The organism is Mucilaginibacter paludis DSM 18603 (genome assembly GCF_000166195.2).
Taxonomy (GTDB): domain Bacteria; phylum Bacteroidota; class Bacteroidia; order Sphingobacteriales; family Sphingobacteriaceae; genus Mucilaginibacter; species Mucilaginibacter paludis.
In genome coordinates this window covers 532,260-558,282 of record NZ_CM001403.1, presented here as the reverse complement: position 1 = coordinate 558,282, position 26,023 = coordinate 532,260, and the positions used below count along the sequence as shown (strand labels likewise).

At 43.9% G+C, this 26,023-nt stretch carries 25 protein-coding genes; all 25 read right to left on the bottom strand.

The genetic code is table 11. The features are described 5' to 3' along the window. Positions 1–29 precede the first annotated feature (29 nt). Complete coding sequence (locus MUCPA_RS02235; protein ID WP_008504180.1) at positions 30–203, bottom strand: hypothetical protein; 174 nt, start codon at positions 201–203, stop codon at positions 30–32. A 70-nt stretch (positions 204–273) separates the two neighbouring features. Continuing rightward, complete coding sequence (locus tag MUCPA_RS35570; protein WP_008504179.1) at positions 274–1,509, bottom strand: hypothetical protein; 1,236 nt, start codon at positions 1,507–1,509, stop codon at positions 274–276. An 11-nt stretch (positions 1,510–1,520) separates the two neighbouring features. Further along, on the bottom strand, positions 1,521–2,606 hold the full coding sequence (gene traM, locus MUCPA_RS02225; RefSeq protein WP_008504178.1) for a conjugative transposon protein TraM: 1,086 nt from the start codon (positions 2,604–2,606) through the stop codon (positions 1,521–1,523). A 4-nt stretch (positions 2,607–2,610) separates the two neighbouring features. Further along, the gene (locus MUCPA_RS02220) at positions 2,611–2,817 is read right to left on the bottom strand and encodes a hypothetical protein (RefSeq protein ID WP_008504177.1); all 207 of its coding nucleotides are present in this window, start codon (positions 2,815–2,817) and stop codon (positions 2,611–2,613) included. Further along, positions 2,814–3,437: a conjugative transposon protein TraK gene (traK, locus tag MUCPA_RS02215; RefSeq protein WP_008504176.1), complete on the bottom strand. Its 624-nt coding sequence runs from the start codon at positions 3,435–3,437 to the stop codon at positions 2,814–2,816. Before traK ends, MUCPA_RS02220 begins: the two co-directional genes overlap by 4 nt. Before the next feature lie 2 nt (positions 3,438–3,439). Then, on the bottom strand, positions 3,440–4,567 hold the full coding sequence (gene traJ / locus MUCPA_RS02210) for a conjugative transposon protein TraJ (RefSeq protein ID WP_008504175.1): 1,128 nt from the start codon (positions 4,565–4,567) through the stop codon (positions 3,440–3,442). A 1-nt stretch (position 4,568) separates the two neighbouring features. Then, a complete protein-coding gene (locus MUCPA_RS02205) occupies positions 4,569–5,198 on the bottom strand; it encodes a hypothetical protein (protein WP_040625643.1) in 630 nt (209 codons plus the stop codon). Further along, entirely contained in the window at positions 5,185–5,814 is a 630-nt protein-coding gene (locus MUCPA_RS02200) for a hypothetical protein (RefSeq protein ID WP_008504173.1), read from the bottom strand. The genes MUCPA_RS02205 and MUCPA_RS02200 overlap by 14 nt, the downstream gene beginning before the upstream one ends. Continuing rightward, complete coding sequence (locus tag MUCPA_RS02195; RefSeq protein ID WP_008504172.1) at positions 5,801–6,484, bottom strand: hypothetical protein; 684 nt, start codon at positions 6,482–6,484, stop codon at positions 5,801–5,803. Before MUCPA_RS02195 ends, MUCPA_RS02200 begins: the two co-directional genes overlap by 14 nt. A gap of 14 nt (positions 6,485–6,498) precedes the next feature. After that, on the bottom strand, positions 6,499–6,843 hold the full coding sequence (locus MUCPA_RS02190) for a hypothetical protein (protein WP_008504171.1): 345 nt from the start codon (positions 6,841–6,843) through the stop codon (positions 6,499–6,501). Further along, complete coding sequence (locus MUCPA_RS02185; RefSeq protein ID WP_008504170.1) at positions 6,840–9,293, bottom strand: TraG family conjugative transposon ATPase; 2,454 nt, start codon at positions 9,291–9,293, stop codon at positions 6,840–6,842. The genes MUCPA_RS02190 and MUCPA_RS02185 overlap by 4 nt, the downstream gene beginning before the upstream one ends. Then, complete coding sequence (locus tag MUCPA_RS02180; protein ID WP_008504169.1) at positions 9,290–9,619, bottom strand: DUF4133 domain-containing protein; 330 nt, start codon at positions 9,617–9,619, stop codon at positions 9,290–9,292. Before MUCPA_RS02180 ends, MUCPA_RS02185 begins: the two co-directional genes overlap by 4 nt. Continuing rightward, complete coding sequence (locus MUCPA_RS02175) at positions 9,616–9,963, bottom strand: DUF4134 domain-containing protein (RefSeq protein WP_008504168.1); 348 nt, start codon at positions 9,961–9,963, stop codon at positions 9,616–9,618. Before MUCPA_RS02175 ends, MUCPA_RS02180 begins: the two co-directional genes overlap by 4 nt. Further along, positions 9,960–10,412 (bottom strand): hypothetical protein, encoded by a 453-nt coding sequence (locus MUCPA_RS02170; protein WP_008504167.1) that lies wholly within the window; start codon positions 10,410–10,412, stop codon positions 9,960–9,962. The genes MUCPA_RS02175 and MUCPA_RS02170 overlap by 4 nt, the downstream gene beginning before the upstream one ends. 109 nt (positions 10,413–10,521) lie before the next feature. After that, a complete protein-coding gene (locus MUCPA_RS02165) occupies positions 10,522–11,346 on the bottom strand; it encodes an RteC domain-containing protein (RefSeq protein ID WP_008504166.1) in 825 nt (274 codons plus the stop codon). Between the two features lie 101 nt (positions 11,347–11,447). Beyond that, on the bottom strand, positions 11,448–12,380 hold the full coding sequence (locus tag MUCPA_RS02160; protein WP_008504165.1) for a helix-turn-helix transcriptional regulator: 933 nt from the start codon (positions 12,378–12,380) through the stop codon (positions 11,448–11,450). A gap of 438 nt (positions 12,381–12,818) precedes the next feature. Continuing rightward, a complete protein-coding gene (locus MUCPA_RS02155) occupies positions 12,819–13,775 on the bottom strand; it encodes an NAD-dependent epimerase/dehydratase family protein (RefSeq protein ID WP_008504164.1) in 957 nt (318 codons plus the stop codon). A gap of 7 nt (positions 13,776–13,782) precedes the next feature. Further along, on the bottom strand, positions 13,783–14,040 hold the full coding sequence (locus tag MUCPA_RS02150; protein ID WP_008504163.1) for a hypothetical protein: 258 nt from the start codon (positions 14,038–14,040) through the stop codon (positions 13,783–13,785). Between the two features lie 2 nt (positions 14,041–14,042). Then, positions 14,043–17,333, bottom strand: a complete 3,291-nt coding sequence (locus MUCPA_RS35565) for a family 78 glycoside hydrolase catalytic domain (RefSeq protein ID WP_008504162.1) — start codon at positions 17,331–17,333, stop codon at positions 14,043–14,045. 12 nt (positions 17,334–17,345) lie between these two features. Then, positions 17,346–17,861 (bottom strand): hypothetical protein, encoded by a 516-nt coding sequence (locus MUCPA_RS02140; protein WP_008504161.1) that lies wholly within the window; start codon positions 17,859–17,861, stop codon positions 17,346–17,348. 16 nt (positions 17,862–17,877) lie between these two features. Then, a complete protein-coding gene (locus MUCPA_RS02135; protein WP_008504160.1) occupies positions 17,878–19,200 on the bottom strand; it encodes a S8 family serine peptidase in 1,323 nt (440 codons plus the stop codon). Between the two features lie 44 nt (positions 19,201–19,244). After that, positions 19,245–19,934: a DUF4397 domain-containing protein gene (locus MUCPA_RS02130; protein ID WP_008504159.1), complete on the bottom strand. Its 690-nt coding sequence runs from the start codon at positions 19,932–19,934 to the stop codon at positions 19,245–19,247. Between the two features lie 4 nt (positions 19,935–19,938). After that, complete coding sequence (locus tag MUCPA_RS02125) at positions 19,939–21,141, bottom strand: TlpA disulfide reductase family protein (protein ID WP_008504158.1); 1,203 nt, start codon at positions 21,139–21,141, stop codon at positions 19,939–19,941. Positions 21,142–21,206: 65 nt separating this feature from the next. Continuing rightward, the gene (locus tag MUCPA_RS02120) at positions 21,207–22,628 is read right to left on the bottom strand and encodes a RagB/SusD family nutrient uptake outer membrane protein (RefSeq protein WP_008504157.1); all 1,422 of its coding nucleotides are present in this window, start codon (positions 22,626–22,628) and stop codon (positions 21,207–21,209) included. A 10-nt stretch (positions 22,629–22,638) separates the two neighbouring features. Further along, complete coding sequence (locus MUCPA_RS02115) at positions 22,639–25,965, bottom strand: SusC/RagA family TonB-linked outer membrane protein (protein ID WP_008504156.1); 3,327 nt, start codon at positions 25,963–25,965, stop codon at positions 22,639–22,641. Positions 25,966–26,023 lie beyond the last annotated feature (58 nt).

Below are 26,023 nucleotides of genomic sequence, written 5' to 3'. Positions count from 1 at the left end.
CTTTTCCCAAATCAGTTTGTTAATGATTATTATTTCTTGTTTTTAGCTTCGGTAACGGCGGTGCGTACTTCCTGCGCGGTTACTTTCAGTTGCTGCATGGTATTACGCAGCCTGGTTCCGGCGGCGTTGTTGCCTTTGCTGAATTTGTCGGCGTCAGCTTCTGCGGTTGCGATGAGTTCTTTCAATTTTGCGATTTGTTCCATCTTGATAATTTTTAATGAATGATTAAATATACTGTTGATTCGATTTTAAGGCGGCAAAGATAAAATTTTGTCAGATTCCTTTGCCGCGGCTTTTTTTCCGGGTTTGTTTTTGGTCTTCAGACTGGTCTTCCTTCTTTTCCTTTTTTACTTTGAGTTCTGGTTTAAGCAGGGAGTCGCGTTTGACTTCCCGACGCTGGGCGTCGTAGATGTTGAGCGTCCTTAAGGCGGGAACAGCTTCAAGGTAGAATTTTTCCTGCTTGCCATCCTTTTCGATGGTTACCTGCTGCTGGTTGCCCTTTTGCAGGGATTTGAGCAGCGCGGCTTTTTGTTCCGGGTCATTGAGTTCTTTTACCGGGAAGCGATTAACAGACTTTTCGAGGTCGTAGCCCCAGCCGTTGCTGAACTGGCGTATGGGGTAATTATTGTTCTTATCTTTTTCGAGGGCCAGTTCAAGCTTGCTCCAGGCGGTATAGGGTTGCCCTTCCTTATTACGTAATTCTTTAAACACGGCGCGGCCCTCCAGTTGGTTAAACGCCTCCTTGGCGGTGAATCCATGCCCGTTCTTAATGTAGAAGGTTTGTGTTTTATCCTCTTCGGGTTTGCCATTAGTGAGCCTGGCGTCAAACTTATTGAAGAAATACATATCCGACTGGTCGGACTTTTTAAAATGCAACGTATAGTCCATACTATTATTGAAGTGCTGTACCTGGGTGTTGATTTTAAAATCGGGCGCTTGCTCGGCGATCTTACGGGACATTTGTTCGGTGACCTTTTCGTCAAAGCCGAGATACTTGAGGTTGGTGGTCAGAAAATTCAGATTTTGTTCGTTCATGGCATTTAAATTTGGGTAAGCGATGTGTTGGTGTTCTTGTCCGGCAAGTACGCGGAAGACATCTTTGGGCGTAATGGGCGTCATCGCCTGGTCCTCGGTAAATAAAGCAGGCTGTTCCACCTGTAAGTTTAGGAGGCGAACTGCGGATTCCGCTGGTACGGCTGCTTCAAAGCTTTGATAAATTGATAGGGCATTTTGTTCCGCCCGCGCAACCAGCTCATTACCGGGACTGACGTTCCTCAGGTGCGGTACAATTCCGGCGTCATAATGTTGCAGGAAAAGCCGCCCGGCGGCATCCTTTTCCAGGTGGCCCATAAAGCGGTAGTCTAAGCCCGGGCGCTCCCAATCTTCGAAAACGGAACCTGGCTTCCCTTCAAAGACCAATTCGCGCAACTGCTTGTCGATATAGGCGCTATTCAAGCCGATTGCAGCGAAACTGCGCTGGAGTTTCTGGAGATTTTCGTGCTGATCCATGGTTGCAGTTTTTAATGGGAATTATTGCGGAGCAGCACGGGATACTCGTTTTTGAGGTGGACTTTGATGCGTTTAGCTTTTTTACTCAGCAATCCTTTTGCCGCCTCGATACCACCAGCCGCCGCTTGCGTGGCCAGGCTTTGATCCATGCTCAGGAATTGCATACCGGACAGGGTATTGCCTGCACCGGTTCCGGCAGCCCCGGCGAGTTCTGCTTCAGGGGCAGGTATGCCGGGCATACTGTCTTCACTATACACGGTAAGATTAACCGGGATAATGGCATCGCCAAGGCGGATGTTTTTGATCTCCAGTAATAAGCGCTGGTTGGTAATATTGGCCGTGCCGAATATTGGTGTGCCTTTGGGTATAAGTTGACCTTTAATGCTCAGGCTGTCATTCAATTTCAGGCGTACCGCGCCGCCTTGCAGAACTTTTTGATTGCCGTCTATGAAGGCGGGTATAGCTTTAAATGGGCTTGCTGACGCTTCCGTTGGCGTGGTTGGCTTAGTCGATTCCGGGTGTTGTATCTGCTGTATCTTTTCCAACATTTGGCTGAGCTGCTGTATTTGCGGGTCGGCATCCTGGTTGGTATTGATGTTCTTCATCAGCCCTTCAAGCCGGTTAACCTGCTCAGTAAGCTGCTTATTATCCTGCGGCTTTATTACCGTTGGTGTTGTTACCGGCGTAACTATGGGCTGACTGATCTGTTTATTGATATCGGCTAATTTCTGGTTGATGCGGGTAACATTGGGATCGGCATAATTTGCTGTTAGCGGTGTTGTTTCGGTAACGTCATTTTGGGGCTGCTTGAAACCGAATTGTTTGACCAGCGGATTATTGTCATTGGATTGCGCCCTGGCGGAATCCTGTTTAGCCTGGTCATAAAAGCTCATTTTGTTACCTTGTTTTTCGTGTTTGTCGAATTTGGCACCGGGTAAGCTGGCGTTTAAGCCAGGGTTTGGGCCGGTTCGTTCGTTGGCCGGGGCCTGGTGCAGTTTCCAGAAACCTAAGGTAACCAGCGGTAGAATGAATAGCGGTAATACCAGCAGCGCTTTGCGCGTACGGTAAAACTGAGGTGTTCTAATGGTCTTTTCCATAATTTTAAAAGGATTTAATGATTAAATAAAAACAGAGGCCGCCGAACAGAATACAGAACACCAACAGGGCGACAGTTTTGGAGGCCCTGTTCCAGTGTTGCGTCCGACGGTTCAGGCTATCTGCCAATTTGGTTTGCCTGCGGATAATGCTGTTTGCGATACGTTCTGCTAAAGCCGCAGCTTTAGGGCTTAGTGTTTTTTGCTGCTTCATGGTTTGGTATTTGATGATGCCAGATCTTTGTTCTCCAATGTCTCCCAGCGCTCTATCAAAAAGCCATGCGGGTTATTATCCGAGCGGGAAACGTTACGGAGGTAACCCTGAGTGACCAGGCTGCGGTTAACCGTCCCACTGGTCCGGACCAGTTTTTCGTTGGCGAAGCATTTGAAATAAAAAGGATACTGGTTGACATCCAACTGGATGCTGTCCACCTGTACCTGCTGGCTGATATTGCCAGCGATCAGGTTGGCGTAAAAACCACTTTCCTTAAGATTATCATACTGGGTTTTCGCACTGGCGTCGGCCAGGTATAAAGCTTTGGTGATGGTTGCCTGGATTTGTTTGTCGTCGGGGCTGAGATTAAAAAAATCCTCGTGGAAAACCTTGATATGGTCACGGGCTTCTACCGGCGTGTTGGTTTTGGCATCCGCAGCAAAAGCTTCCAAAGCTTTACCGTTGGCTAGGATGTAGATATGATTTTTAAAGTCTGTTGAACTTTGGTAGCTTTTATAGACAGCGTAGCAAGAAATTCCTGCGCAGGCGATAATCAGCAGATAGCTGAATAGCTTGATGTGCTTGAAAGCCGTATCGATATTTTTGAGTTGGCTGAACATGTTTATTTGTCTCCTTTCAGTTTGTCTTTTTTGTAATTGTTATTATCAGCGGGTTTATCCCTGAAGTAGCCCTCGCTGAGCGAATTGGCTGCCATGCTTTGGGTCACGTTTTCACGTTGGTTGCCGTAAGCATCGGCCTGCATACCACCCGACATGGCAGAAGTAGCCGAACGCGATGAACTAATGACCAGGCTATTGATCTTATTGACCAAAGTATTGCCGCCCCCTGCGTGGACGATGTAATTAGCGGTGCTTGGCACCGTGAAATAGCCGACGATGCCAATGAGTAAAAAAATCAGGTATGCCACATCGCCGGAACTGAAGAAAGTGTCGCCTGTGCTTTGTATTTGGGATATATCCAAAGCCAGCATATTTTGCTGCACTTTGCCGATGATACTACCGAAGATATTGGCTACTGGTAACCATAAAAAGACATTGATATAGCGCGCCATCCAAACGGTGAGCGTATGCTGGAAACCATCGAACACAGCTATACCAAACACCAGCGGGCCTAATATGGCTAATACGATCAATTGAAAGGTGCGGACCGTATTGATGCACAGGGCCGCGGCCTCGTACAATACCTGTAAAACCTCTGACATCCATTCTTTGATACTGTTCCTAAAATTGTAGCTGGCCTTTGCCATAGCGAAACGCATATCGTTACCGATGCTGCCTAACATCCCTTCGTTACTATCATTGGGATCATCGGGATGGGTGTATTTGTACCACGAATTTCTGTCCCCTTCGCCATCAGGCCCGACAAACATTTGGTAGTTCTGCGTTTTCTTTTCAGCCTCGGTCTTTTTTTCCAGCAATAGTGCTATCGCGGCATTGCTGTCGGTCACCATCGTGTTGGTGGTACTGACCACAGGCTGCATGATGCCGTTGATAATAGCGATCACAGTTGGAAACAGCATGATGCACAAACCCAGTGCAAAGGGCTTTAGCAAAGGATAGAAATCAATGGGTTCAGCGGCGGCTATGCTTCGCCATACCCTGGAGGCGATATACCAGAGCGCGGCAAAACCCGCAATTCCCTGTGCCGGGCCGATCAGCTGCGAACAGAGCGGCAGCATCTGGCTGTATACCTGTTCTAAAGTGGCTTGTAAGCCGGTTAAATTATCCATATCAATAGAGCTTTTGAAGGGTGGAATAATTATTGAGTTCATGCTGGCGCTGCACGGCCAGTACTGCCGTTTGCTGGTCAAAATGGCGCAGAAAGGTTAACTTATCATCCGTATCGGCGTAAATGCGGTCAATGGCTTTCAATCGTTCGTTGTCGCTCATCCGTAACTTGCCCGCCGCCAGTACATCTATCAACTGGCTGAGATTTTGAAGGCTTTGTTGCAACAGCGTGGTATAAACATTTGCCAGGTAACCGACCTCGTTACTATTAAAAATACCGCTATTGCGAAACTGGCTGTAATAACGCTGGTATTCTGTCACGATATAGCCCTGCTTTAAAACAATATCGGCCACGCGGCCATATTTGGCGATCTCCGGATTGATCGCCAGCAAGCCGTTAAGGAATACGGTATGGATATTTAAATTACCGCTGGCAATTTGTTTGACCTCGTTATAGCCGCCATTGATGATATCATAACCGGTTTTCATATCCGTCAGGATTCCTTTTAATTGGGTAAGCTTTTCAATATCGAGGATCAATTGTACCATGTCGTCGCTTTGCGCTTCGACCTGGGTTGTGACTACCGTGCATAACAGCACGATAGCCACCATCAAAAATTTAATGTGTTTCATAAATGCTTTTTAATGTTTGTGTTTCGTTGTTACTTTGCTGCCGCTGTGCGATAAGGAGTTTGGCAGCATTGCAGAAACTTCGGGTGAACTGGTACTTGTCCAGCATGGCCGTATGGATCTTGGCCAGGCGTTTGAGCCGTTCATCGTCGGTCATTTCCAGTTTACCGGCAGTCAGCAAATTGTCCAGGTCGGTCAGGTCGGCGTTACATTCGTTCAAAACACCGGCTTTAACGGTACTGATATAGGTCTGCTCGTCATCAGTCAGCCCGTTAAAAGACTGGTTGAAACTGTTATTGATCTCCACTTGCCAGTCAAATATATCCTGTACCTGTTCGCTGTTTTTCACCGGCCCGCTGACCTGTTTTAGCGAGGTATAATACGTACTGTGTGCGTTCAGTTCAGCCGTGTTGATATCCCGAATGCCGCTTAACCCGTGTTTGATCACATTATAACCTTGTTTCAATTCCGATTGGAAAACCTGGTAAGCCGCGATCTGTTGCAGGTAGTATTTTTTCTGTTTACCCGCCTGCCCAAAAAGGTCGCCAAAGCTGAAGCTTTGTGCTTCGGCACTGGTAGCTGCTAATAGCAGCAAAGCGATGAGTTTAACGGATGCCATACAGATTTTTTAAGCTTTGAGTATCCTGCCCGCTGCGCGCACGGCTGAAGCTGAGCAGGATATTTTCGTTATTAAATGCTTTGAGATCGAAGTAGTTGGTATCAATCTTTTTGGCGATGCGTCCGATCAGTTCCATACGCTGGCCATCGGTCATTTGCGTTTTAAAGGAGTTGATCACCACCATCAGTTGATCGAGGTTCTTGACGCTTTCGCCCAATATCCCGGTATAGACCGCCTGGATATGCTGTAACTCTGCGATGGTAAAATGATCATCCTGCTGGGTCAATGACCAGGCGCTGCGGTATTCCCTGACGAGTGCGGCTTGTCTTTCGGTGATGTTTTTCACTTGTTCGTAATCACTGATCAATGTTTTTACCTCATAGAGTTCATTATAATACTTGCTGAACAGGTCGGTTTGCTGCTGACCGACGCCTGCGATCTCGGATAGCTTCAGTTGGTTCAACTGGGTTTCGATCACCTTTTGGGCGTTTTGCAACCAGATGGTTTTGTTCTGTGCCTTTTGTACGCTCAAGTCAATGGCGCGGATGATTTTGCCCACAGTCTGGTTCAGTACCTCGCTGATCACAAACTGGGCGTTCGCTTTTTTGTCCGGTAAGGTCACCAGGATGACCACCATGCTGACGGGCAGCACGATCTTATAAAATTTCATACATCCTCCCTTTGTTAGTTGATCTTCCGGTAAATGCTGTTGCCAAGCAGAAGTGTTTTTTCGGCGGGCCTGAATAACAGCACCGTACCGGTTTGGGTCAGTGTCAACACTTGTTTGTTCTCATCCCAAACACCGGTAAAGTGTTTAGTCAAATGTTTGGGTTGACCATTAGTACGGTGGTAAGTCGTTCGGCGGGTGATCTGGTAATCAGCACTGATCTTAAGCGTATCATCGGCAACGCTGTAAGTGCTTTCGGCATGATTCACATAGGTGCCCGGCGTAAAGCCGGTGGTTTTGTTACTGGTGCAAGCTGTCCATAAGCTGATGGGCAGCAAGATGATCTTTAAAATTGTTTTCATGATTTTATTTGAGTTAAATCGTTAGCTAAAGCGGCAATGCCTTTTTCGATACTGCCGTATTTAGCGGTGTATTCCTGTACCCGGAGTTTTTCGCTTTCTTCGGTAGAATAGCAGAGGTATTCCTCGACCGCGAGTTCGTTACGGTACACATTCAGTACCTGGCCGCCCTGGTCGATAAATACCTCCCGGTAATTGCGCCCCGGTTCATTGGCCTTATTGACGGAAAGCAATAAGGTTTTTCCCTTGTCTGACAGGCCCAATACTTCCTGTAGCTTGTCAAACTTGTTCATGAACTTGCGCATGTCCATCAGGATCTTGGTATCGGCGTTGTTAATGACCGTTTCCTTAAGAATAGGTGAACTGATCAGGTCATCAATTTCCTGCGTCACCAAAGCCGCGATTCCATTGAATTTGCGGACGGTCTTGTATAAATATTTAATAAATTGACTCATTCCTGCCTTGGCAATAGCTACCCAGGCCTCATCGATAGCAATGATCTTGCGGACACCTTGCAGCTTACGCATCTTACTGATAAACAGCTCCATGATAATGAGCGTAACCACCGGGAAAAGGATCGGGTGCGCCTTCACGTTATCCAGTTCGAAGACAATAAAGCGCTGGTTCAGCAGGTCGAGATTTTCGGTAGCGTTGAGCAGATAGTCAAATTCACCGCCTTTGTAATATGGCCGCAGTACGTACAGGAAATTATGAATACTGAAATCTTTCGCCTGTACCTTGTGCGCTTCCAATACGCTTACATAATGATTTTCAAGGTATTCGTAAAAAGTATTGAAGCAGGGAAATAAAGCGGCATCCTCCCGCAGGTGGTCATAAAATCCTTGCAAAGCATTGGAAAGTGCAACATATTCACTGCGGTTATAACTTTCATCCTCCTGTTTCCAGAGCGAAACCAATAGGGTCTTCAAACTTTCCTTTTTCTCCGTATCCAATACCTCGCCGGGCCCGATATAAAAAGGATTAAAACGGATGGGGTTTTCTTCAGTATAAGTAAAATAATAGCCGCCAGTCAGTTCGCATAATCCTTTGTAGCTGCCGCCGATATCGATGGTCACGCAATGCGTACCCTGGTCAAACAGGGTACGCAATAAATGATTCATGGTCATCGACTTCCCGCCACCAGAGCCGCCGCAAACAAACAGGTTGCGGTTGGTAATGGTGCCATTCTTCATCGGCGCATCAAACAGGTCAACCAACAGTGGCCTGCCGGAAAGCCTTTCCCCGAAACGGATGCCTGTTTTAGCCGAACGCAGCACACTTTCCGTATTCAGGAAACAAACGGCCTGCTCCAAAAACGTGTCAAACGTATCATTGGCAGGAAAATCGGCAGCATTTCCGGGTATGCCGCCCCACCATATTTGGGGGGCGCCATCCGTTTCCAGTTTACTCTGCGCATCTATCTTAGCCATAGCTGACCCGACCTTATTCCTGATCCGTTGCAGTTCATCGGTGTTATTGGCCCAGGCCAGGACGTTAAAATGCGCTTTAACCGGCAGCCGCTGCTGGCTGATCGCCTCGTTTAAAAAGTCGTTGGTGGCATCGCGGGCAATCGCATTTTCGCGGCTGTAAGCCGAAAGCGATTGCAGCCGCAGTTTTTTTGCCTCCAGTGCTTTCATTACTTTCCCTTCATCGCCAATAAAAATGTACTGGGAATACACATGATCGCAGTCTAACAACAAACCTAATGGCGCGACCAGGCCGGTACTGAACCGGGTCTTATCCGTGCTGTAAGGATCATAGGTCATGCGGCTGCCGCAAAGCGCGGGCAGGTCTTCCACATCGGCCAATGTAAACAGGTTACAATAGTCTTCGCCAACCCGTACCTGATCTTTCAGGTGTACGTCTTTAATGAGCGGGCGCTCCTCAGCACCCAACAGGTACAGGTATTGTTCTAAAATCCCGGCCTTAGCCTTTGTCCCGGTCAGCTCATCATTGGTTAAACGGCTCAACTTCACATAGCCGCTATCCGACAGGATGCGCTCAAAAGCGCCCGCCTTTTCAAAAAAGCCACTGATCTGTTTAGCATCAACGGTCTGTCTGGGAACAATGCTTTTGCGCATCAGGCCGGAATAGCTGCTTGAAGCCGCCTTACGGTCTTCGGCCTTTTTGGTCAGCATCAGGGAACAGCTATGTTCCGTAAAGGCCCGGCCCTCATAATGCCGGTTGCCCGCATCTTCCAAAAATCGTCCTGTAGGCGGATCCGCCTGCCAGCGGCGCTGCCGGAACCAGTCGGTTTTGTGCACTACGCTATGGCGCGGCAATACCCGTAAGGCTTTGATCCAGGCCTGGTGCTGGGCTTCGTAATCATCAGCGGACTGGCTGAACAGGGAGGGCAATTGCAAACGGTAAGCGATGGTGATATCACCTTGTACCGATACCATTGCCTGATGCTGCACCGCGTAAATTGGAAATATCTTTTTGATATCGATCATAAGGTATCCTCCTTTCTGAGCAACCTAAATACCTTACGGGAACCCGACCAGAGATAGTCCGGCAGCGAACGTTTGGCCTGGCGCTTCATCAACCCGAAACGCCCGTACTTATGGCTGAGCCTGGAAACGACGGTGATCAATCCTGTACCCGACCCGAAAATGATCAGCAAACAGGCATAAGTATTGACCCCGCTGATATACAGGATGGCAAAGAGTACGATCAGGGCGACCAGCCCCCCTGCCAAATAGCCGATATACTGTGCTTTCAGCCCGCGAAACATGATCGGGCGGTTGATGCCCTTATTGATGCTATATACGCTGCTCATAAGCCGAAAAATGATTTAATGACGGTGGCGACCACCACTAAGAAGATACAGGAGCCGAACCAGGAAGCTGCAACCTTGGCGGTATCCGGCTCGCCCGCATTCCATTTTTGAAAGGTTTTGACACCGCCGATAATGGCGATCACGGCACCAATGGCATACATTAAATTACAGCCGGTATCGAAGTAGCCTTTGACCATTGTCGTTGCCTGTGTAATACCCTGGTTGCCATCCTGACAAAACGCCATTGTTACGCCGTTCAGGAACTGGCACCACAGCGCGGTCCATATGACCAATAAGAATTTGGCAAAAAGTTGTTGTTTGCGGGTGATAAACTGATTTTTCATTGGAATAAAGGGTTGAGTTCGGAATCGGTTAATTGGAAAGCCACATGCTCGCGAATGAAAGCATAGACTGCGCCCTGCTGCGGACTGCCGGCTACCTGCGGGTATTTGGCAGCGATGATTTTAAAGAGCGAAAGAAAATCCTCTTTGGTTTCCGCAATACCTGCCAGGCTTTTAATCTCTTCCAGCAGGTCGGGTATTACACCCCGCATATCCAGCGGTTCCGCAAATTCCATATCCTCTGCGTTAATCAAAGCTGAACCTTCTTCCCCAGCTGCGCGTCCTACCGGCTCATAAACTTCTTCCTCCCACAATTCCTCGTCCCCTGACCGCGCCGCGAACAGCTGCCTGATCTCCGGGCGGTAGTAGCGCCAGCCTACCCAGGCGTAATAAGCCGCCGTAGCGGCGATGGCCACAACCCCATATTGCAGCCAACTGAAATGAATGAACATAAAACCTCCTTGTTTTAAACCTGCCGCTCCATTGCGGCAGGTTAACGGAGGTCAAAAGTCATGGCTTCAAATCCGGTGTTTTGCAAAGCTTTACCAAACTTTGGTACGATTATTTACCGTCCAGTTCATCCAGCTTCTTCAAAATTGCCTCGATCATTTCCCGCAGAAAGCGGATGCTGCCGCTTTTCCGGTAATGGATGCTTTGAGTAAATGTGAAGGAATAATTATCCAGCTTGACGTCGAATATCTGCTGAAAAGTTTCGGCAATATCCTTCAGTTCGGCCTTACCGTTATTAATTGCGCCGGTGAGATAAAGGCCATAGATCAGCTCCACCAGGTCAATGGCCTTAAACGTCCATTTGAGTTTAGGCAAACCCAGGAAACCGCCCGAACTTTTCTTTAGCGCAGCAAGCTCCTTGCCCCATTCGGCCAGCAGGCGGCGGTTGGCCAGCAGCAAGGCCGCTTCCTGTCCCCTGGCCGAGCAGAAAGCCGGGTCGCGATCAAAAGAAAATATGGGCGTATACAGTTTGTCCTGGTAGCCGGGCAGGTAGAATTCGGCGTCCCTGTCTGTCCGGCCCGAGCGAACGTATTTGATATAGGCTTTATGGTCGTCGAACCAGTTACCGGCCCGTTTGATCATTTTGCCCAGGTGCTCTTTTTGCAGTTTGAGGGGTTCCGGCCTTTCGCTTTCCAGGCGGTAGCGTTGCAGGTAATAATAAAGTTCACTGACGAACAGCGGCTTAAATTCCTTGTGAAAGCGGATCAGTTCGTCTTTATCCGCAAACGTATAAGACAGCGCCAAATCCTTTAATTTAAAAATAACGGCAAATACCACTTCAACGGCTTCCCGCGCCTGTTTTACCGGGTTCTCAAAGGCCAATCCGGCCAAACCCGCTTGCATCTCCTCCTGGAGTTCTCGGATCATTTTCTCCATAATTATCGATTTTTAATTAATGATTAAAACGCAAATATTATCGCGAAAAAGTAAGATCGACGTAACCCCTTAAGCTGAAATTAACTCAACCACCGGGGTGATTAACTCAGTTTTTTACCCAATAAATTCAGCTTCCGAATCAGTTCTTCCAGGCTATTGACCTCCAGTGTTTTGTACAGTTTGCTGATATGGGTCTTTACGGTATCCCTGGAAATAAACAACGCATCCCCGATGGCTTGTTTACTGGAGCCTCCTGCCCAAAGCCAGGCGACGTCGGCGATGCGTTCTGACAAACCCTGATCCCGGCAAATCAGCAACAATTGCTCACGGCTGATTTCCAGATGCAGCCCCCGGAGCTTTTGGTGTTCGTGCCAGGATAAACGAATGGCGTTGCGCAACTGCAAAAAAGTGATCGTCAGCCAGCCTAAGTTCCCCAAACCGATGCGCACCCATTGCGGCACCGGGTAAAAAGCAAATACCGACATGGCTTCCCAGGGCACGATTGCCGCCCATACCAATAATTCACAACGAAACTGGCGGCGTTTACCTGTTGCCCGGAATTTGGAAATGATCGCGCGCAGCATTACCGCTAAAACTATCAGGCCATAAGCTGCCGGTACTAAAACACCCAGTTCCCGGTCACCCACAAGGTCATTATTGAGTGCATAAGCCACCACATCAAACACCAGATAGGGCAACAACGTAAACAGGCCGACACCCCAGGTCGCATAAAAACGCAGGCCCTCCAACCGGTAAACCTTATAAAAATAAAAAGGGATATAGGCCCCCATCAGGTAAGCAAAACCATAGGCGATCATATACTGCACCCGGAGATCCATCCCCCAGGAGGGATCGGGCAACAATCCGTTTGAAATATTAAACTTGATCAGCAGGCCCAGTAACAATAAATACCACAAGCGCTGCCGGTCCCCAGGCCGGTTCAGGAAATGGAAAAGCTGGACAAAAAACAAAATCGTTTCAACGCCGATCAGCACGGCAGTCAGCCAGTGCATTTGTGTGCCAAGAATATTCATAAATAGTAGTTTATAGGCTTCCCGGGGAAAGAAACCCGTTATTCGCAATCAATTAAACTGCGACGCGGGCAGGGACCTATCCACAAATCGCCCATCACAGCATCAGAATGAACAGGTATGCCCGCGCCGAAGCGGGCGTTTCCATGCTCCGTTCTGATTTTTTTATAAAGTGATGGTTGATTATACGGATCGCGTGTTAACGCATTAATATTTATATAGGTGCTTGATAGCGCCCTTAAGGTTTAGTCCGGTCTTTAAATACTGTGCTCATATTGTTTTATCAAGGTAAAAGATTTGAAAAAAGCGTACCGGGACGTCAGTCCGCGGTACACTTAATTTTTAATTAACTAACCAATTTTAACTGTCTTAATAAAGAACGCACGTTCCGCCGACTTTGACCGTTAGTCCTGTTCATCGTCTTTGGATATCTTGAGAGCCTTAGGCTCCTGTGTATTGCAATTTTTGTTTGAGGTGCGTCAGCATATCCGTCACCATGGCGCTTAAATCATATTCAGGTTGCCAACCCCAGTCGTTCCGCGCGTGACGGTCATCGACACTCGTCGGCCAGCTATCGGCGATCAACTGCCTGGAATCAGGTTTATAAAACATTTTAAATGTTGGCAGGTGTCTTTCGATTTCCATAGCCAGTTGCTCCGGTGTAAAACTCAAAGCGTGAACATTATAGCCCGTCCTTACCGTTAATTTTTCTGCCCGAGCATCCATTAGTTCCAGCGTTGCCCGAACCGCATCGGCCATGTACATCATCGGTAAAGCCGTGTGTGCTTTAATAAAGCTGGTGTACTGGCGGTATTTCAATGCCTGGTGAAAAATATCAACGGCGTAGTCGGTGGTTCCGCCACCCGGAAGCGCAGCATAACTGATCAATCCGGGATAGCGGATGCTGCGCACATCAACGCCGTATTGATCAAAATAATACCGGCACCAAAGTTCTCCGGCAACTTTACTGATCCCGTAAGCGGTCGTTGGCTCCGTGATCGCATGTTGCGGACTAAATGCTTTGGGACCAGTCGGCCCAAACACCGCAATGCTGCTCGGCCAAAACACTTTCAACTGATCCGATTTGGCAATGTCCAATACATTTAATAAGCCCTTCATGTTTAAATCCCAGGCAACCAATGGCTGTTTCTCACCGCTGGCGGATAACATCGCTGCCAAATGATAAACCACCCCGATCTTTTCCTTCAGCACCAGCGTCCGCAACTCCATCTTATCCATGAAGTTAAGCTGAACATAAGGCGGGCTATCAAACGGTGTATCAGCCAAGGGGCGAACATCCGCCGCCAACACCTGATCCTGGCCATACTTCAACCGAAGCGCCGCTGTTAGTTCCGTCCCAATTTGCCCGCAAGCGCCAATCACTAATATCTTGCTCATCGAATTCTCAATCAATAAATTCAGTAGGTTCCAACCTAGAACCTATAGCAATCCCACGCCGGGAGGTGCACGCTTTTATCTTTGCGGCAGTAGCCTCGTAGTCGGAGATCGTTTGTTCCAATTTCAACAGCAACTCCTGGTACTTTTGATAATTTCCTCTTATTGCTTCCTCCAATTGCCGTGCTTTGTCATCGCCATAAGGCAGGTTGCTCAGCTTGTAAAGGAGCAAACTATGTTCGTTGATGGATATTTTTTTGAGTGCCATGCCTATAAAATATCCTCCGGTTTAATTGCGTCATTTTCTTTTTTATAAACCAGCTTCATTCGGTGGCCCCGGTCATCAGTGATATAACATTGGTTATGGCTGATGAACAAGCCCGCGCGTTTGCCTTCATGTTCGTTTACATCAATGCCTATAACTTTCCCGCCGTAATACATGGCAATATTCCGTGCCAGGATGGAATGACCGACAATGATCTGTTTACACCCATAAAACGCCAGGGTACTGTCAATGGTGGTATTGCTTGCCCTTGGTGCCATAAAGTAACCCCGGTACCAGAACGGTCCGTTTTTACCAAAGAGCGGAGCTAAGTTTTCCGGCAGTTCTTTCCGCAACCGATCATAAAATAGCCTGCATGAGCCATTGAGTTGTGCCAACGGCATTTTCAAGGCATTGATCTCTGGTGAAATGCCCGCATGAAGAAAAAGCCGGTCACCGATCTTTTCGACAATATTTTTCGTCCGGAGCCAGCGGCCTAATTCCGTATTTGCAGAAAAGAGTTCCGAATAGGGTTGCTTTAAATGCTCCGCTGTGGTGAAATACTTTTGGTCTACGTAACGGTAATCCCCGCTAAGGTTCATAATATCATGGTTACCTAAGATTGTATGCACATATCCGCCTTTAACTTTAGCGTCCTGTTCCAACTTATAAAGCAGCCATAAATAGGGAATTACGTCTTTGCCCCGGTCAAACAGGTCACCGCAAATCACCAACTGGCCCTTACCAAAGATCCAGTTGTAATGACTGTCGATTATGTTGTTACCTATCAGCAAACCGCGAAAAGCTTCAAACTCGCCTTCGATATCTGACACCACAAACAGTTTATTTACCTTGTCGTATTGGTCGGGTTCATTGTTCAAGCTTGGCTTCAGTTTACAGTTAAAATCCCAGGATGGATGGGCATTAAAATGAATGTTGATGGTGGTTTTTGCTTTCGTTGTTACCGGCAAACTATTGATTGTTACCTTTTCATTGTTTACCGATCTGATCAAAATGCTTTTACCGGAATAAGATATATAAGGGCCGTCATTGTCTCCTGGAGTAGTAACCATTCCGTTAAACTGGTAATTACCTGGTCCGACTTTGATACTGTCTTTTCCGGGTAAATAAACGATGGCACTTGTGTTCTTTGGAATACTAACATTTAAAATGACTTGTTTGCCTTTTAGCCGCCAGGAGGATTTGATCAAACCATATTGACTTTTGTACGTGGCTTTAGCCCAGGTCAGGTTTCCGCCGATCTCCGGTTTGATGTGAATAGTTTTATAGCCCGGTGATGTGGCTTGAATCCCGGCAATGTTTTCGTAAAACCATTGTCCAACTGCCCCGTAAGAAAAATGATTGTAAGATGTTTCCTGTACACTACCATCAGGTCGGATCGCGTCCCAGCGTTCCCAGATGGTTGTCGCACCTTTAGTTATAGGATAAAGCCAGCTAGGGCACTCTGGCTGTAAGAGTAATTGATAGGCAAGGTCGCTATAGCCAAATTTGCTGAGTACAGGGAGCAGATAAGGCGTTCCCAAAAAACCGGTCGCCAGTTTAATACCATTATCCTTTATCTTTTGGGCTAATAAGGCAGCGATCTTTGGCCGTTGTTCTTCTGGTAATAAGTCAAAGGCCAGTGCAAGTACATAAGCCGTTTGGGTTTGGGTAGCTTTGGTATCGAAATGCCCATAGGCTTCTGTATAAGCCGCTTTTATATTTTTCAGTAATGCGATATAAGCTTTTACATCACTTTCACGATGTAAGACGCTTGCTGCTTTGATCAGGTTTTCCGTGGAGTGGATATAAAAGCATTGGTCTATGTAATGAAGACTGGTAGAATCGCCTAAAGCATACCAATCCCCATATCCATTTACTTCCCAAAGATTGTCGGGGCTTTGTTTCTTAATAAAATTTACCCAGGCTTTCATGGAACTGTATTGTCTTCGCAATACACTTTTATCGCCATAGATATTATAAAGGGTTATGGGTATAATAGTAGAGGCATCTCCCCAGCCAGCTACGCCTTTTTTATTGGCAAGCGCATGCGTATAGACATCCGGAACAATATTTGGCAATCCGCCGTTCTTGCCCTGGTCGGTTGCAAGGTCCTGTAGATATTTGCTGTAGAAATTCAGCACATTGGCATTTAACGCCGCAGTCCGGCTAAACACCTGTGCATCACCCGTCCAGCCGAGGCGCTCGCTTCTTTGCGGGCAATCGGTCGGGATATCCATGAAATTGCTTTTCATGCTCCAAAGGATATTATACTGCAACTGGTTGATCATCGGGTTGGAGCAACTAAAAGTTCCCGCTGGCTTGATGTTTGAATAGAGCGCTACAGCCGTGCAATTATTTTTATTGACTTTCATGCCGACCACCTTCGCATAGCGAAATCCGTGATAGGTAAAATGCGGCTCTAATACCTGCTCTTTTCCATTCAGCACATAAACATCTTCTGCTTTAGCATCCCGCAGGTTGCCCGTCCATAAATTACACGTACTTTCCAGCAATTCTGCATGGTAAACTTTGACCGTATCCCCGGCTTTGCCTTGGACCTTCAGACGTACAAAACCGGCGAGGTTTTGGCCGAAATCGATTACTTGGCTCGGTGACACCTCCTTTGGTTTGAATAATTCATGAACAGTCACTGGTTCTGCTGTAGCAGGTGCTAAACTGAACTTTTGCGGCGTCAGGTATTTTACGGGCGATGCGTTCATCACTTGAGTTAACCTGGTATCTTTTATTTCGCCACCGTAAAAATCCGCATGGCGCGTAACGCCACTGCCGCAACGCCAACTGTCATTGGAACTAATAATTTGTTGGGTACCATCTGTAAAAATGACTTCTAACTGCAATAGTAAACCGGCTTCATTGCCATAATTATTCTGCTCCATCTTGCCCCCAAAAACGCCACGGTACCAGCCATCCGCAACTGCAACACTGATCTTATTCTTACCGTCCCTTATCAGATCGCTCACCTCATATTTTTGGTATTGCAACCGTTTATCATAACTCGTAAAACCAGGGGTGAAATAGGCAGCTCCAACTTTAGTATTATTGATCGCTGCTTCATAAAGGCCTAAAGCTGTTATGTACAACTTTGCTGATTTGATTTGCTTTATGCTATTCCATGTCTTAATGAAGATCGGGCAAGGCCTGTTCACTGTATCTTCCTGGTGGGAAGGGCTGATCCATTGTGCTTTTGCGAAAGGAACAGTTTTTACCTGCCCATTTACTTTTAATGAAGCACTAACTGCAAATACAAGAATGGCTTTAGATAAAGTACTCCGCATGGGAAATCGCATTTATTGTTTGTCGTAAAAAACTTTGATGTAATACTCAAACCCCGTATTGTCCTTCACCGTCCGTTTGACAATAAGCACTTTTCCGCTCTCATCGAGGCTGTACCGTTCGTTACCCCGGAATTGTTCCTTTGCAGGATCACCGGTCTGCGAAGCGGTCGTATTTACAATCAGTGTTTTCCCGTCCTCGGAGGGCTTAGCTGATAATTTCCGTGTTCTTCCGTTGGCATCAACGTATTGAAAAATATTACCATTTAAAGGTAAACGCTCGTTTACAATAGTATCTGTATTTGCGTCTACAACGTCTGTTTTGGAAAACGTGATCAAATCTGTTTTTTGAATGATTTGCAAAGCCTTGTAAGCGGTGTAAGTAGGTGCATCACCAAAATAGCTTTGTTCATAATTAACCTTCCAGTTACCGGAAAGGTTAATTTTAATATCCTGTGCTACTGATTCCATCGAAATCAACAGCAAAAACGAACTCAATAGGGTACGAAGACCCAACAATTTATTTTTCATCAAATTTTCTTTATGATTATTTGTAAGTGGCAGCCATTTTAAGTGCATTGTAAGCGTTGACAACGCCGCCGGATACGCATTTATCCTTGAGAATATCTCTTTTAATTACGCTATTCATGATTATTTCCTTTACTTGCACAGCAGAAAGTTTCGGATAATATTCACGTATTAAAGCTGCAACACCGGCTACAACAGGCGCTGCCATACTTGTACCGCTCCATATTTTATAGCCCCCTGGATAAGTAGAGTATATATCAACTCCAGGTGCAAAAACATCAACAGTATGTTGTCCATAATTTGAGAACGCTGCCATTAATGTATTATCATCCTTCGGGCCGGATGCACCAACCACCAAAAATGCTTCCGCTTTTCCATTTCCGTTTACATAAGTTGGAATTGGATAATATGGGGTTTGGTCAAGATCGTCCGCATCGTTACCTGCGGCATGAATAAATAAAACGTCTTTCCTCATAGCATAAATTATAGCATCGTCGACTGACTTTTTATCCCAGGTGAACGGTTTACCAAAACTCATATTAATGATTTTAGCGCCATGATCCACAGCATATCTTATTGCATTCGCAATGGCTTTATCCCTGATCTCTCTTAAATTACCATTGGTCTTTAGCATCATGATTTGCACATGATCCGCTACACCGTCCATCCCAATGCCATTGCCTCTTACAGCGCCAATGATCCCGGCAACATGCGTACCATGTCCAGGTGGTGTACTTGGCCAAGGAATAATTTTATCAGGATAGACATTTGCATCACCAATTGCGGTATCAGCTTCGTTATTGTCGACGTTTAATCCATGCAAGAGATGAAATTTCACCATTTTTATGAGTTGTGCATTATCCGGTTTATCTTCTTTTTCGAGAGCAGCGAGTTGCATGCGCAGATCACTGATTTTACCGGCCAGTTCAGGCTTCAGCTTTTTACTCAAACGGTAAGCCTGGTAACCTTTTCTATATTGGGGAGGCACAACGCCGTAAGCAAGACTATCATAAAGCGCACTGTCTTTGAGAAACGAAACAATGCTGGTCAGATCCTCACGTCCGGTTTCCGTTCCTATAAAATTCCAGCCATGGTGTCCGGTTTTGGGATCGTTCCATAACACTGGTTTCAGATCTTCATGCAAAGTATCAATACCACTGTCGAGGATGCCAACAATAACGGTTTTGGCTTTTTTATTTTTTAATAATTCCTTATAGGCTTTATCTGTACTAACCCCAAATATCTGGTCTGTTTGCAGATTAAGATGTTGCCAGCCAGCTTTTTGGGCAATAGCCGCACTACAAAGGGTTGCCAGTAACCCTGTTATTATACATTTTTTCATTCAGAAATTTTGATTTACCTATTCACCCATTCGCGCGTTCGTGATCAGTAATTGTTTACCTGGAACACTTGAATACCGGTTTGGCTTTTTAGTCCGCTAATCACCACTGTATTGTTCTTAAATACTTGAGGGTCCCAGTTAAATGTAGCTATAAGATTGTTTTCAGCATCTTTAACCTCGTAATTATAGCCTCCATTATTAGTGATGGACTTGGTTGCGGGATACTTTTTAAAAGTACTTATCTGTTTATAGTTTAATGCTGAAAATTCATTGTCTACACCACCCTGAAGTGTTACAGTAACTGGGCCAGCATCGGGTGAAAGATTAATAAACCTGACGCCCGAAGTACTATCTTGATTGACCGGAATATTATCTTCCAAGAGGACCGTTTCTATCGTTGGCAGTGTACCTGTAAAGTAAATGGAATAAATCCCGCCGCCTTTAAAATTGAAAGTGCCGTGCAATAAAGTTTTTGACGTATCAGCAGAAGACAGGGTGTTGTAAGACACATTGCCTGATGGTATGCCGTATTCGGCAGATGAGCCGTAACCGATCAACGCCTGATTTTTATACCAGGGAATAGATGTAGCAGTAAAATTAAACGCCAATGCAGGCACATCCGTACTCGCATTGATAATGTTGATTGATGCTAGAGGAATTGAAGTTTTTTCTTTTTTACAAGAAGCATACAGACAAACAAATGTTAGTAAAATCAATATATATTTTGTTTTCATGTTTTTAATTGTTTGGAGTTAGTTTACCTAAATTTTCCCATAAGTAATATTGTAGTTCGATCGGGCTTGGGTCCCAGGCTATAATCTTTCCCTGGTTATCAAGCAGTACGTCTGTTGTATTTGGAACTGACTTTCCGCCTTCCTTATATAATTCGGTAGTTAGTTTACCATTTTTGTCAAGAACATTTCGCCAAGGATATTTTTGCATATCGAGTGCTTCTTTCCACTCTTCAACATATTTGTCCGAAGAAACACCAATAATATTAAGACCTTTACTATGAAATAGTTTGTACATCGTAAATAGGTTTTTGTCGATTTCTTCCCTGTTATAAGATTTATTAGCCCAAAAATGAACGAGAGTGAATTTTCCGACGGCAATAATATTTGACAATGCAATTTTTTGATGATTTGTGTCTGGTAACTCAAATTCTGGCATCACGTCTCCAATACTAAGTGATGCCACTTGATTGAATAAATATTCGCTAAAATAATTTTCTCTATCTTTCTCACTTAATTTCTTTATAGCATCTTTCAGAAATATCGCGTGCCCCGAACGCTCAAATTCATTATTAAGGTAGAGTATGAACGGTATCATATACTTCATTTTAATATAGGAATTCAAATCGACCGCAAACTTCTTATTTAACACCTGCTTTTTTCTGAAAATTGCTTCAACTAAATTTGAGTCAAATCCCACTGAATCTCTGAGTTTTTGTAGGCTAATGTTTAACAATCTTAGATTCTTATGGTAAGGCTCAATTATAAGGGTATAATTGGATCGATAGCAGTCGTTAGTTGGACTACCTGAAATTGTGACCATATCGTCTAATACACCGTGTTCTTTTTGATGTACTATATCACTTTCGCCTTCCTTCGACTTTATTTCAATGTTCTCATTATTGTTAAGTGCCAATCTGATAAACCTGCCTGTAGCAAATTGCAACAAACACCATCTTGGACCTCCTTCGATAGGGTAATCAATAAGAAACTTCCCGTCTTTATTTATTACGCTGTCAACTACTAAAAAGGCTTGCTTACTTGCATCAAATATCGACAGGTAAGCTTTTTCTCCGTCACCTAAGCCCTCTATATTTCCTTTAATTACGACATTCCCAGATGTTTGAGCAAATAAGCAGCATGGAAAAAATAATAAATAAAGAATTAATTTCGCTTTGATTATTTTTGTATTTTCGAACATATACTTCATAAGTAATTATTAATAAAAAATATTTTAGCTCTTACATAAGTAAAAAATAGCTGAACTATTATGAACTAATATCCCGGATTTTGAGTCAAATTAGGATTGACCGAACGCTCTGAGGCTGGGATTGGAAATAGTTGATCAGTGCTTTGCCAATTGCTCCCTTTAAATGGACCGAGCACATCGTTAGCTGTCTTCGTGCGCTTAAGATCAAGCCATCTATGTCCCATTTCGGCAAAAAATTCAATTTTGTTTTCTTGGGCTACCGCCGTTAATACATCCGTTTTGTTGAGTAAGCTGGGCAAATCAGACAGAGACGCTCTTTTCCTGATCACATTTAAATCTGAAATTGCATCAGTTAATTTACCTTGATTTGCCCTTGCCTCAGCTCTAATAAGGTATTGTTCTGAGAGCCTCAATAAAGTATAATATTCCGTTATATTGCCAGATGTGCCGTTTTTAACTTTATATTTTTGTGGGTAGTAATAAAAATTCGTTGAAACCTTGGAATTACCAACCCATGCTATTTTTCTTTTGTCCCCTGCTTCAAATGAATTCAAAAGCACACTCGTCAAATTATATTTAGGTATCGAATTTGAATCTGAAGGAATAAATGAATCTGCTTCCAATGTAGCGTACGGATATCTGTCGACCACCTCGAGTTGCCAAATAGACTCCTTACTATTTTTTAAAAAAATACTATTTAAATCACTTAGTAGCTCCAAGTCTTTCGTATCATTTATTACTGTACTTGCTTGAACTTCTGCATCAGACCATAGGCCTAAATAAAGGTAAACCCTAGCTAATAATGCGGTTGCAGCATACTTATTTGCATATATTCTGCTTGACTCTCCGTCCAAAATTGAAAAATTAACAGGTAAAAAATTTTGTGAACTTTTAAGATCAACAAGTATCTGATCGTAAACTGAACTTACTGGACTCCGACTCAACAGAGCATTAGTTTTAAATGATGTTGAGGTTACAAGGGGCACATCACCAAATAAATTTATTAAATAGAAATAACTGTAAGCCCTAAGAAATAGGACCTCTCCTTTCAATTGTTGTTTTACTTGAGATGATACACCGGAAGATGCGTCCAAACCTTCAAGCACCGCATTGCATTGATATATTGTACTGTAGGCAGGTATCCAGAAATTAGACAGCACGAAATAATTTGATTCCAATAAATTATTCAATTGAAAGTCTGTAGCATCACTTCCACTACTTGTGGATACCAATTCGTCTGAAGAACATCCTGTGAATGCACTTAGGCTAGAATTAGCATAGTCCGGATTATTTGTATTGTAGCTAAGTTGTAAATAGATTCCGTTAACGGCACTTTTTGCTCCAGCATCAGTATCAAATGCTTTTTCAGTCGTAATTGAATTAATTGGTTGAGGGATCTCCACAAGTTTTTTACAACTAGTTATCAAAACCATTATTACTAAACCAACGGTTTTATGAGCGTTCCTTTTAAGTAAGTTAAATTTCATGATTTTGTAATTAAAAGTTAAAATTAGCACCAGTAACAATCGTTCTTACCGGAGGCAATCCGCCAAAATTTTGGGTTTCAGGGTCAATACCTTTATATTTAGTAATGACAAATAGGTTATTAGCATTAATAAAAATACTACATCCTGTTATACCCAATTTTTTTGTGAAAGTTGAAGGCACAGTATACCCAAGTGAAAGATTTGACAGGCGAATAAAAGACGCATCGCTGTTCGTCCCATCTGACAATTGACTGAAGTTATTGTCAGACTGGCTGGGAGTAGTTGTGAAACGAGCTACGGTTGTTATATCACCTGGTTTTTGCCACCTGTTTAATACACTCACAGGTTGATTAAGATTTAATAACCCAGGGTTAACTCCATATGCGCTTGATACGCCAACCTGTTTTCTATAGCTAAAAAATAAACCAAGCTGTATTCCATTATAATTAAAATTTGTTCCAACCCCCCCCGAATATTTTGGACTTAAATCCAAGATATAGCTATCATCCGATGTTTTACCCGAATAATCATAAGTAATAGCGCCATCATGATTTTTATCTTCAAAGGTATATTGACCAGTCTGAGGGTCAACACCTGTAAAATGTAAGCGCCGTACAATATTTAAAGACTTGCCTATTATATATTTATTTGCGTAAGGCGACAATTGTAAATTAGGATAAGAGATTAATCTGTTTCTATTTATACTTAAATTGAAATTAAAAGACCAATTGAATTGTTTAGTTTCCAAAATTTTGGCGTTAGTTGCGAATTCCCATCCCGAATTCTCAATTAATGCTGGAGAATTTGCAGTGACCGAAGTAAAGCCAGTGTAAGCAGGCAATGGAAAATCAACTAACTGATTTCCTGTTCGATCTTGGTATCTTGTTGCTTCAATAATAATTCTGTCTTTCAAGAAGCCTAAATTAATCCCAGCCTCAAGTTTTTTGTTAACTTGCCATTGATAATTAGGATTAGCATGCTGAATTGGATTGATTCCAACGTTGTCACCATATAATGGATTGCCATCGGATGTCCATCTTGTAAGATATTTATAGTCTCCAATTCCGTCACTTCCTGTTAAACCATAGCTTGCCCTTAATTTACCGAAACTTAGAAACGGCGCGTTGTTTTTGAACCACGTCTCTTCTGTAAATATCCATGCAGCTCCTATTGCACCAAAATTTCCATACTGTTTTCCTGGGCCAAAACGAGAGGAGCCGTCTCTACGCCCCGATAGATTAATTAAATATTTATTATCCCAATTGAAATTGGCTCTTGCAAATAGTCCAGCATATAAATATTCCCCTTCGACGTTGCTGTTACTTTGAGAGGTGGCATTGGACAAAGCCATAATAGTTTCATCGCTTGTATAACCTTGATTTAATATACTAAGCCCGTCCGTTAATGTTTTTTGAGACGTGCCACCAATTAATAATTGTAGAGTACCTTTATTAATCAGTTTTTTATAGCTTAGTTGTGGCTCAATAATTAAATTTTGATTGTTGTTGTAACCCAAAAATGCCCGTCCGGTTGGATCATTGATTGGGTCCTGAGAGGCAATTAAGTAATATTGTTCTTGATTTGCATGACTTATATTATAGCCTAAATTTGTTGATATTATTAAATCTTTGGCTATTTGATAGCTTAAATTAAGATTGCTACTCAAAAATGAAGTCTTAGCGTTATATGGCTGTTTCAAGGAACCAAAAGGATATGCGTTTCGTGCATCTGTATTCTGCCCGCCCCAACCATCAAAATTCAAGTTTCCATATTGATCATATATGCTTGGTGCATTTGGCGCTGATGTAATGGCGCCCCCTGGCAAATCAATCATATCTGATTGGCTTAGTGAATACTTCGTATCCAAGGATAGAATAAAGCGATTATCTAAAGCTTTATGAATTAAGCTTAGCGAAATATTTGCCAATTGATCAGATCCTTTAATTGATAAGACATTAGTTGTTCGATTATATCCTGCTCCTATTCTGAATGTTGTTTGCTGATTGCCACCATTCAGGGATGTTTGAATATTTGTATTTCTACCGGTCCCTCCATATATTGCCTTTTGCCAATCCGTAAAGCTATTTTGATTCCATTGGAGCAAATCATAAGCTCCACCGGCATTATTAGGGTCAGTATAATCTAGGTTATCATTCTTGAATGCCTCCTTTCGCATTTCAAGGTATTGTGTCGTATTTAGAACATCATAAAATTTCGTAACTCTTGTTACGCCCTCCTGATAATTAATATTAAACTGAGTTTGGCCCGCTTTTCCTTTTTTTGTAGTAATTATTATTACACCATTTGCACCCCGAGAACCATAAATGGCCGTTGCATCAGCATCCTTCAGAACTTCTATGCTTTCTATGTCATTTGGATTAATATTGAAAAAGGGACTTTGTCCTCCAGCCGGCCCCCTGTTTCCATTTTGTAGTAAACCAACTGAACCATTGCCACTATTAGATGGGACTACATTGCCACTTATTTCATTTACTCCAAGTGGCACTCCATCAATTATATACAAGGGGTCGGAAGGCACTGATGAAATTGCTGTTCTGCCACGCAACTGAACGCTGACGGGTGCACTGGCAAAACCATTATTTTGCGTAACATTTAATCCGGGAATTCTTCCTTGTAAAGCCAATAAAGGATTCATTACCGGATTGTTTTTGATTTCCGCTGCGGTTACTTTACCTATATCACCTGTATTGAGACGTTGTGTGGTGATACCATATGCTTGTATAACTACTTGATCCAACTTATTTATAGCCGACTTCAAAATGATGTAATAAAAGTTCGATTCAATTTCTTTGACAACCTGTGTACCCTGCTGATATCCGATAAAATCCACAGTAATAACGTCGCCGTTGTCGACACCTTTTAAATTAAACCGTCCTGCCGCATCGGTAATGGTTGAAATATTTTTGCTTTTCACTCTTACGCTTGCACCTGAAATCGGATTTGAGAGAGTGTCAGCGACTTGACCTCTTATTTCTTTAGGCTGATTTTTATCGATGACTTTTGGAAGAAAGGTGGGTTGCTCTTTTTTTTTCACCAACACCATCTTATCAACTATCTTATAAGTCAAAGATGAATTTTCAAGTACTTTATCCATCACTTGCTCAACAGATGCATTATTCAGATCGACGGAAACTTTTTCAGTGGCCAGTATATCCTTGGTATCATACAGGAAAGTAAATTTGGTTTGTTTTTCTATCGATTGAAAAACCTTTTGAATAGAGACATTCTTTTCATGCAAGCTGATCTGGCTATAGCCACGCGCACTTGCCTGGAGGAGTGCCAAGAAAATAATTATAGAAGTTAAATTAATCCGCATAAGTATTTTTCTTTTTAATGCGGGATCGATTCGGAATTTACCCGATACCGAGGCCGGG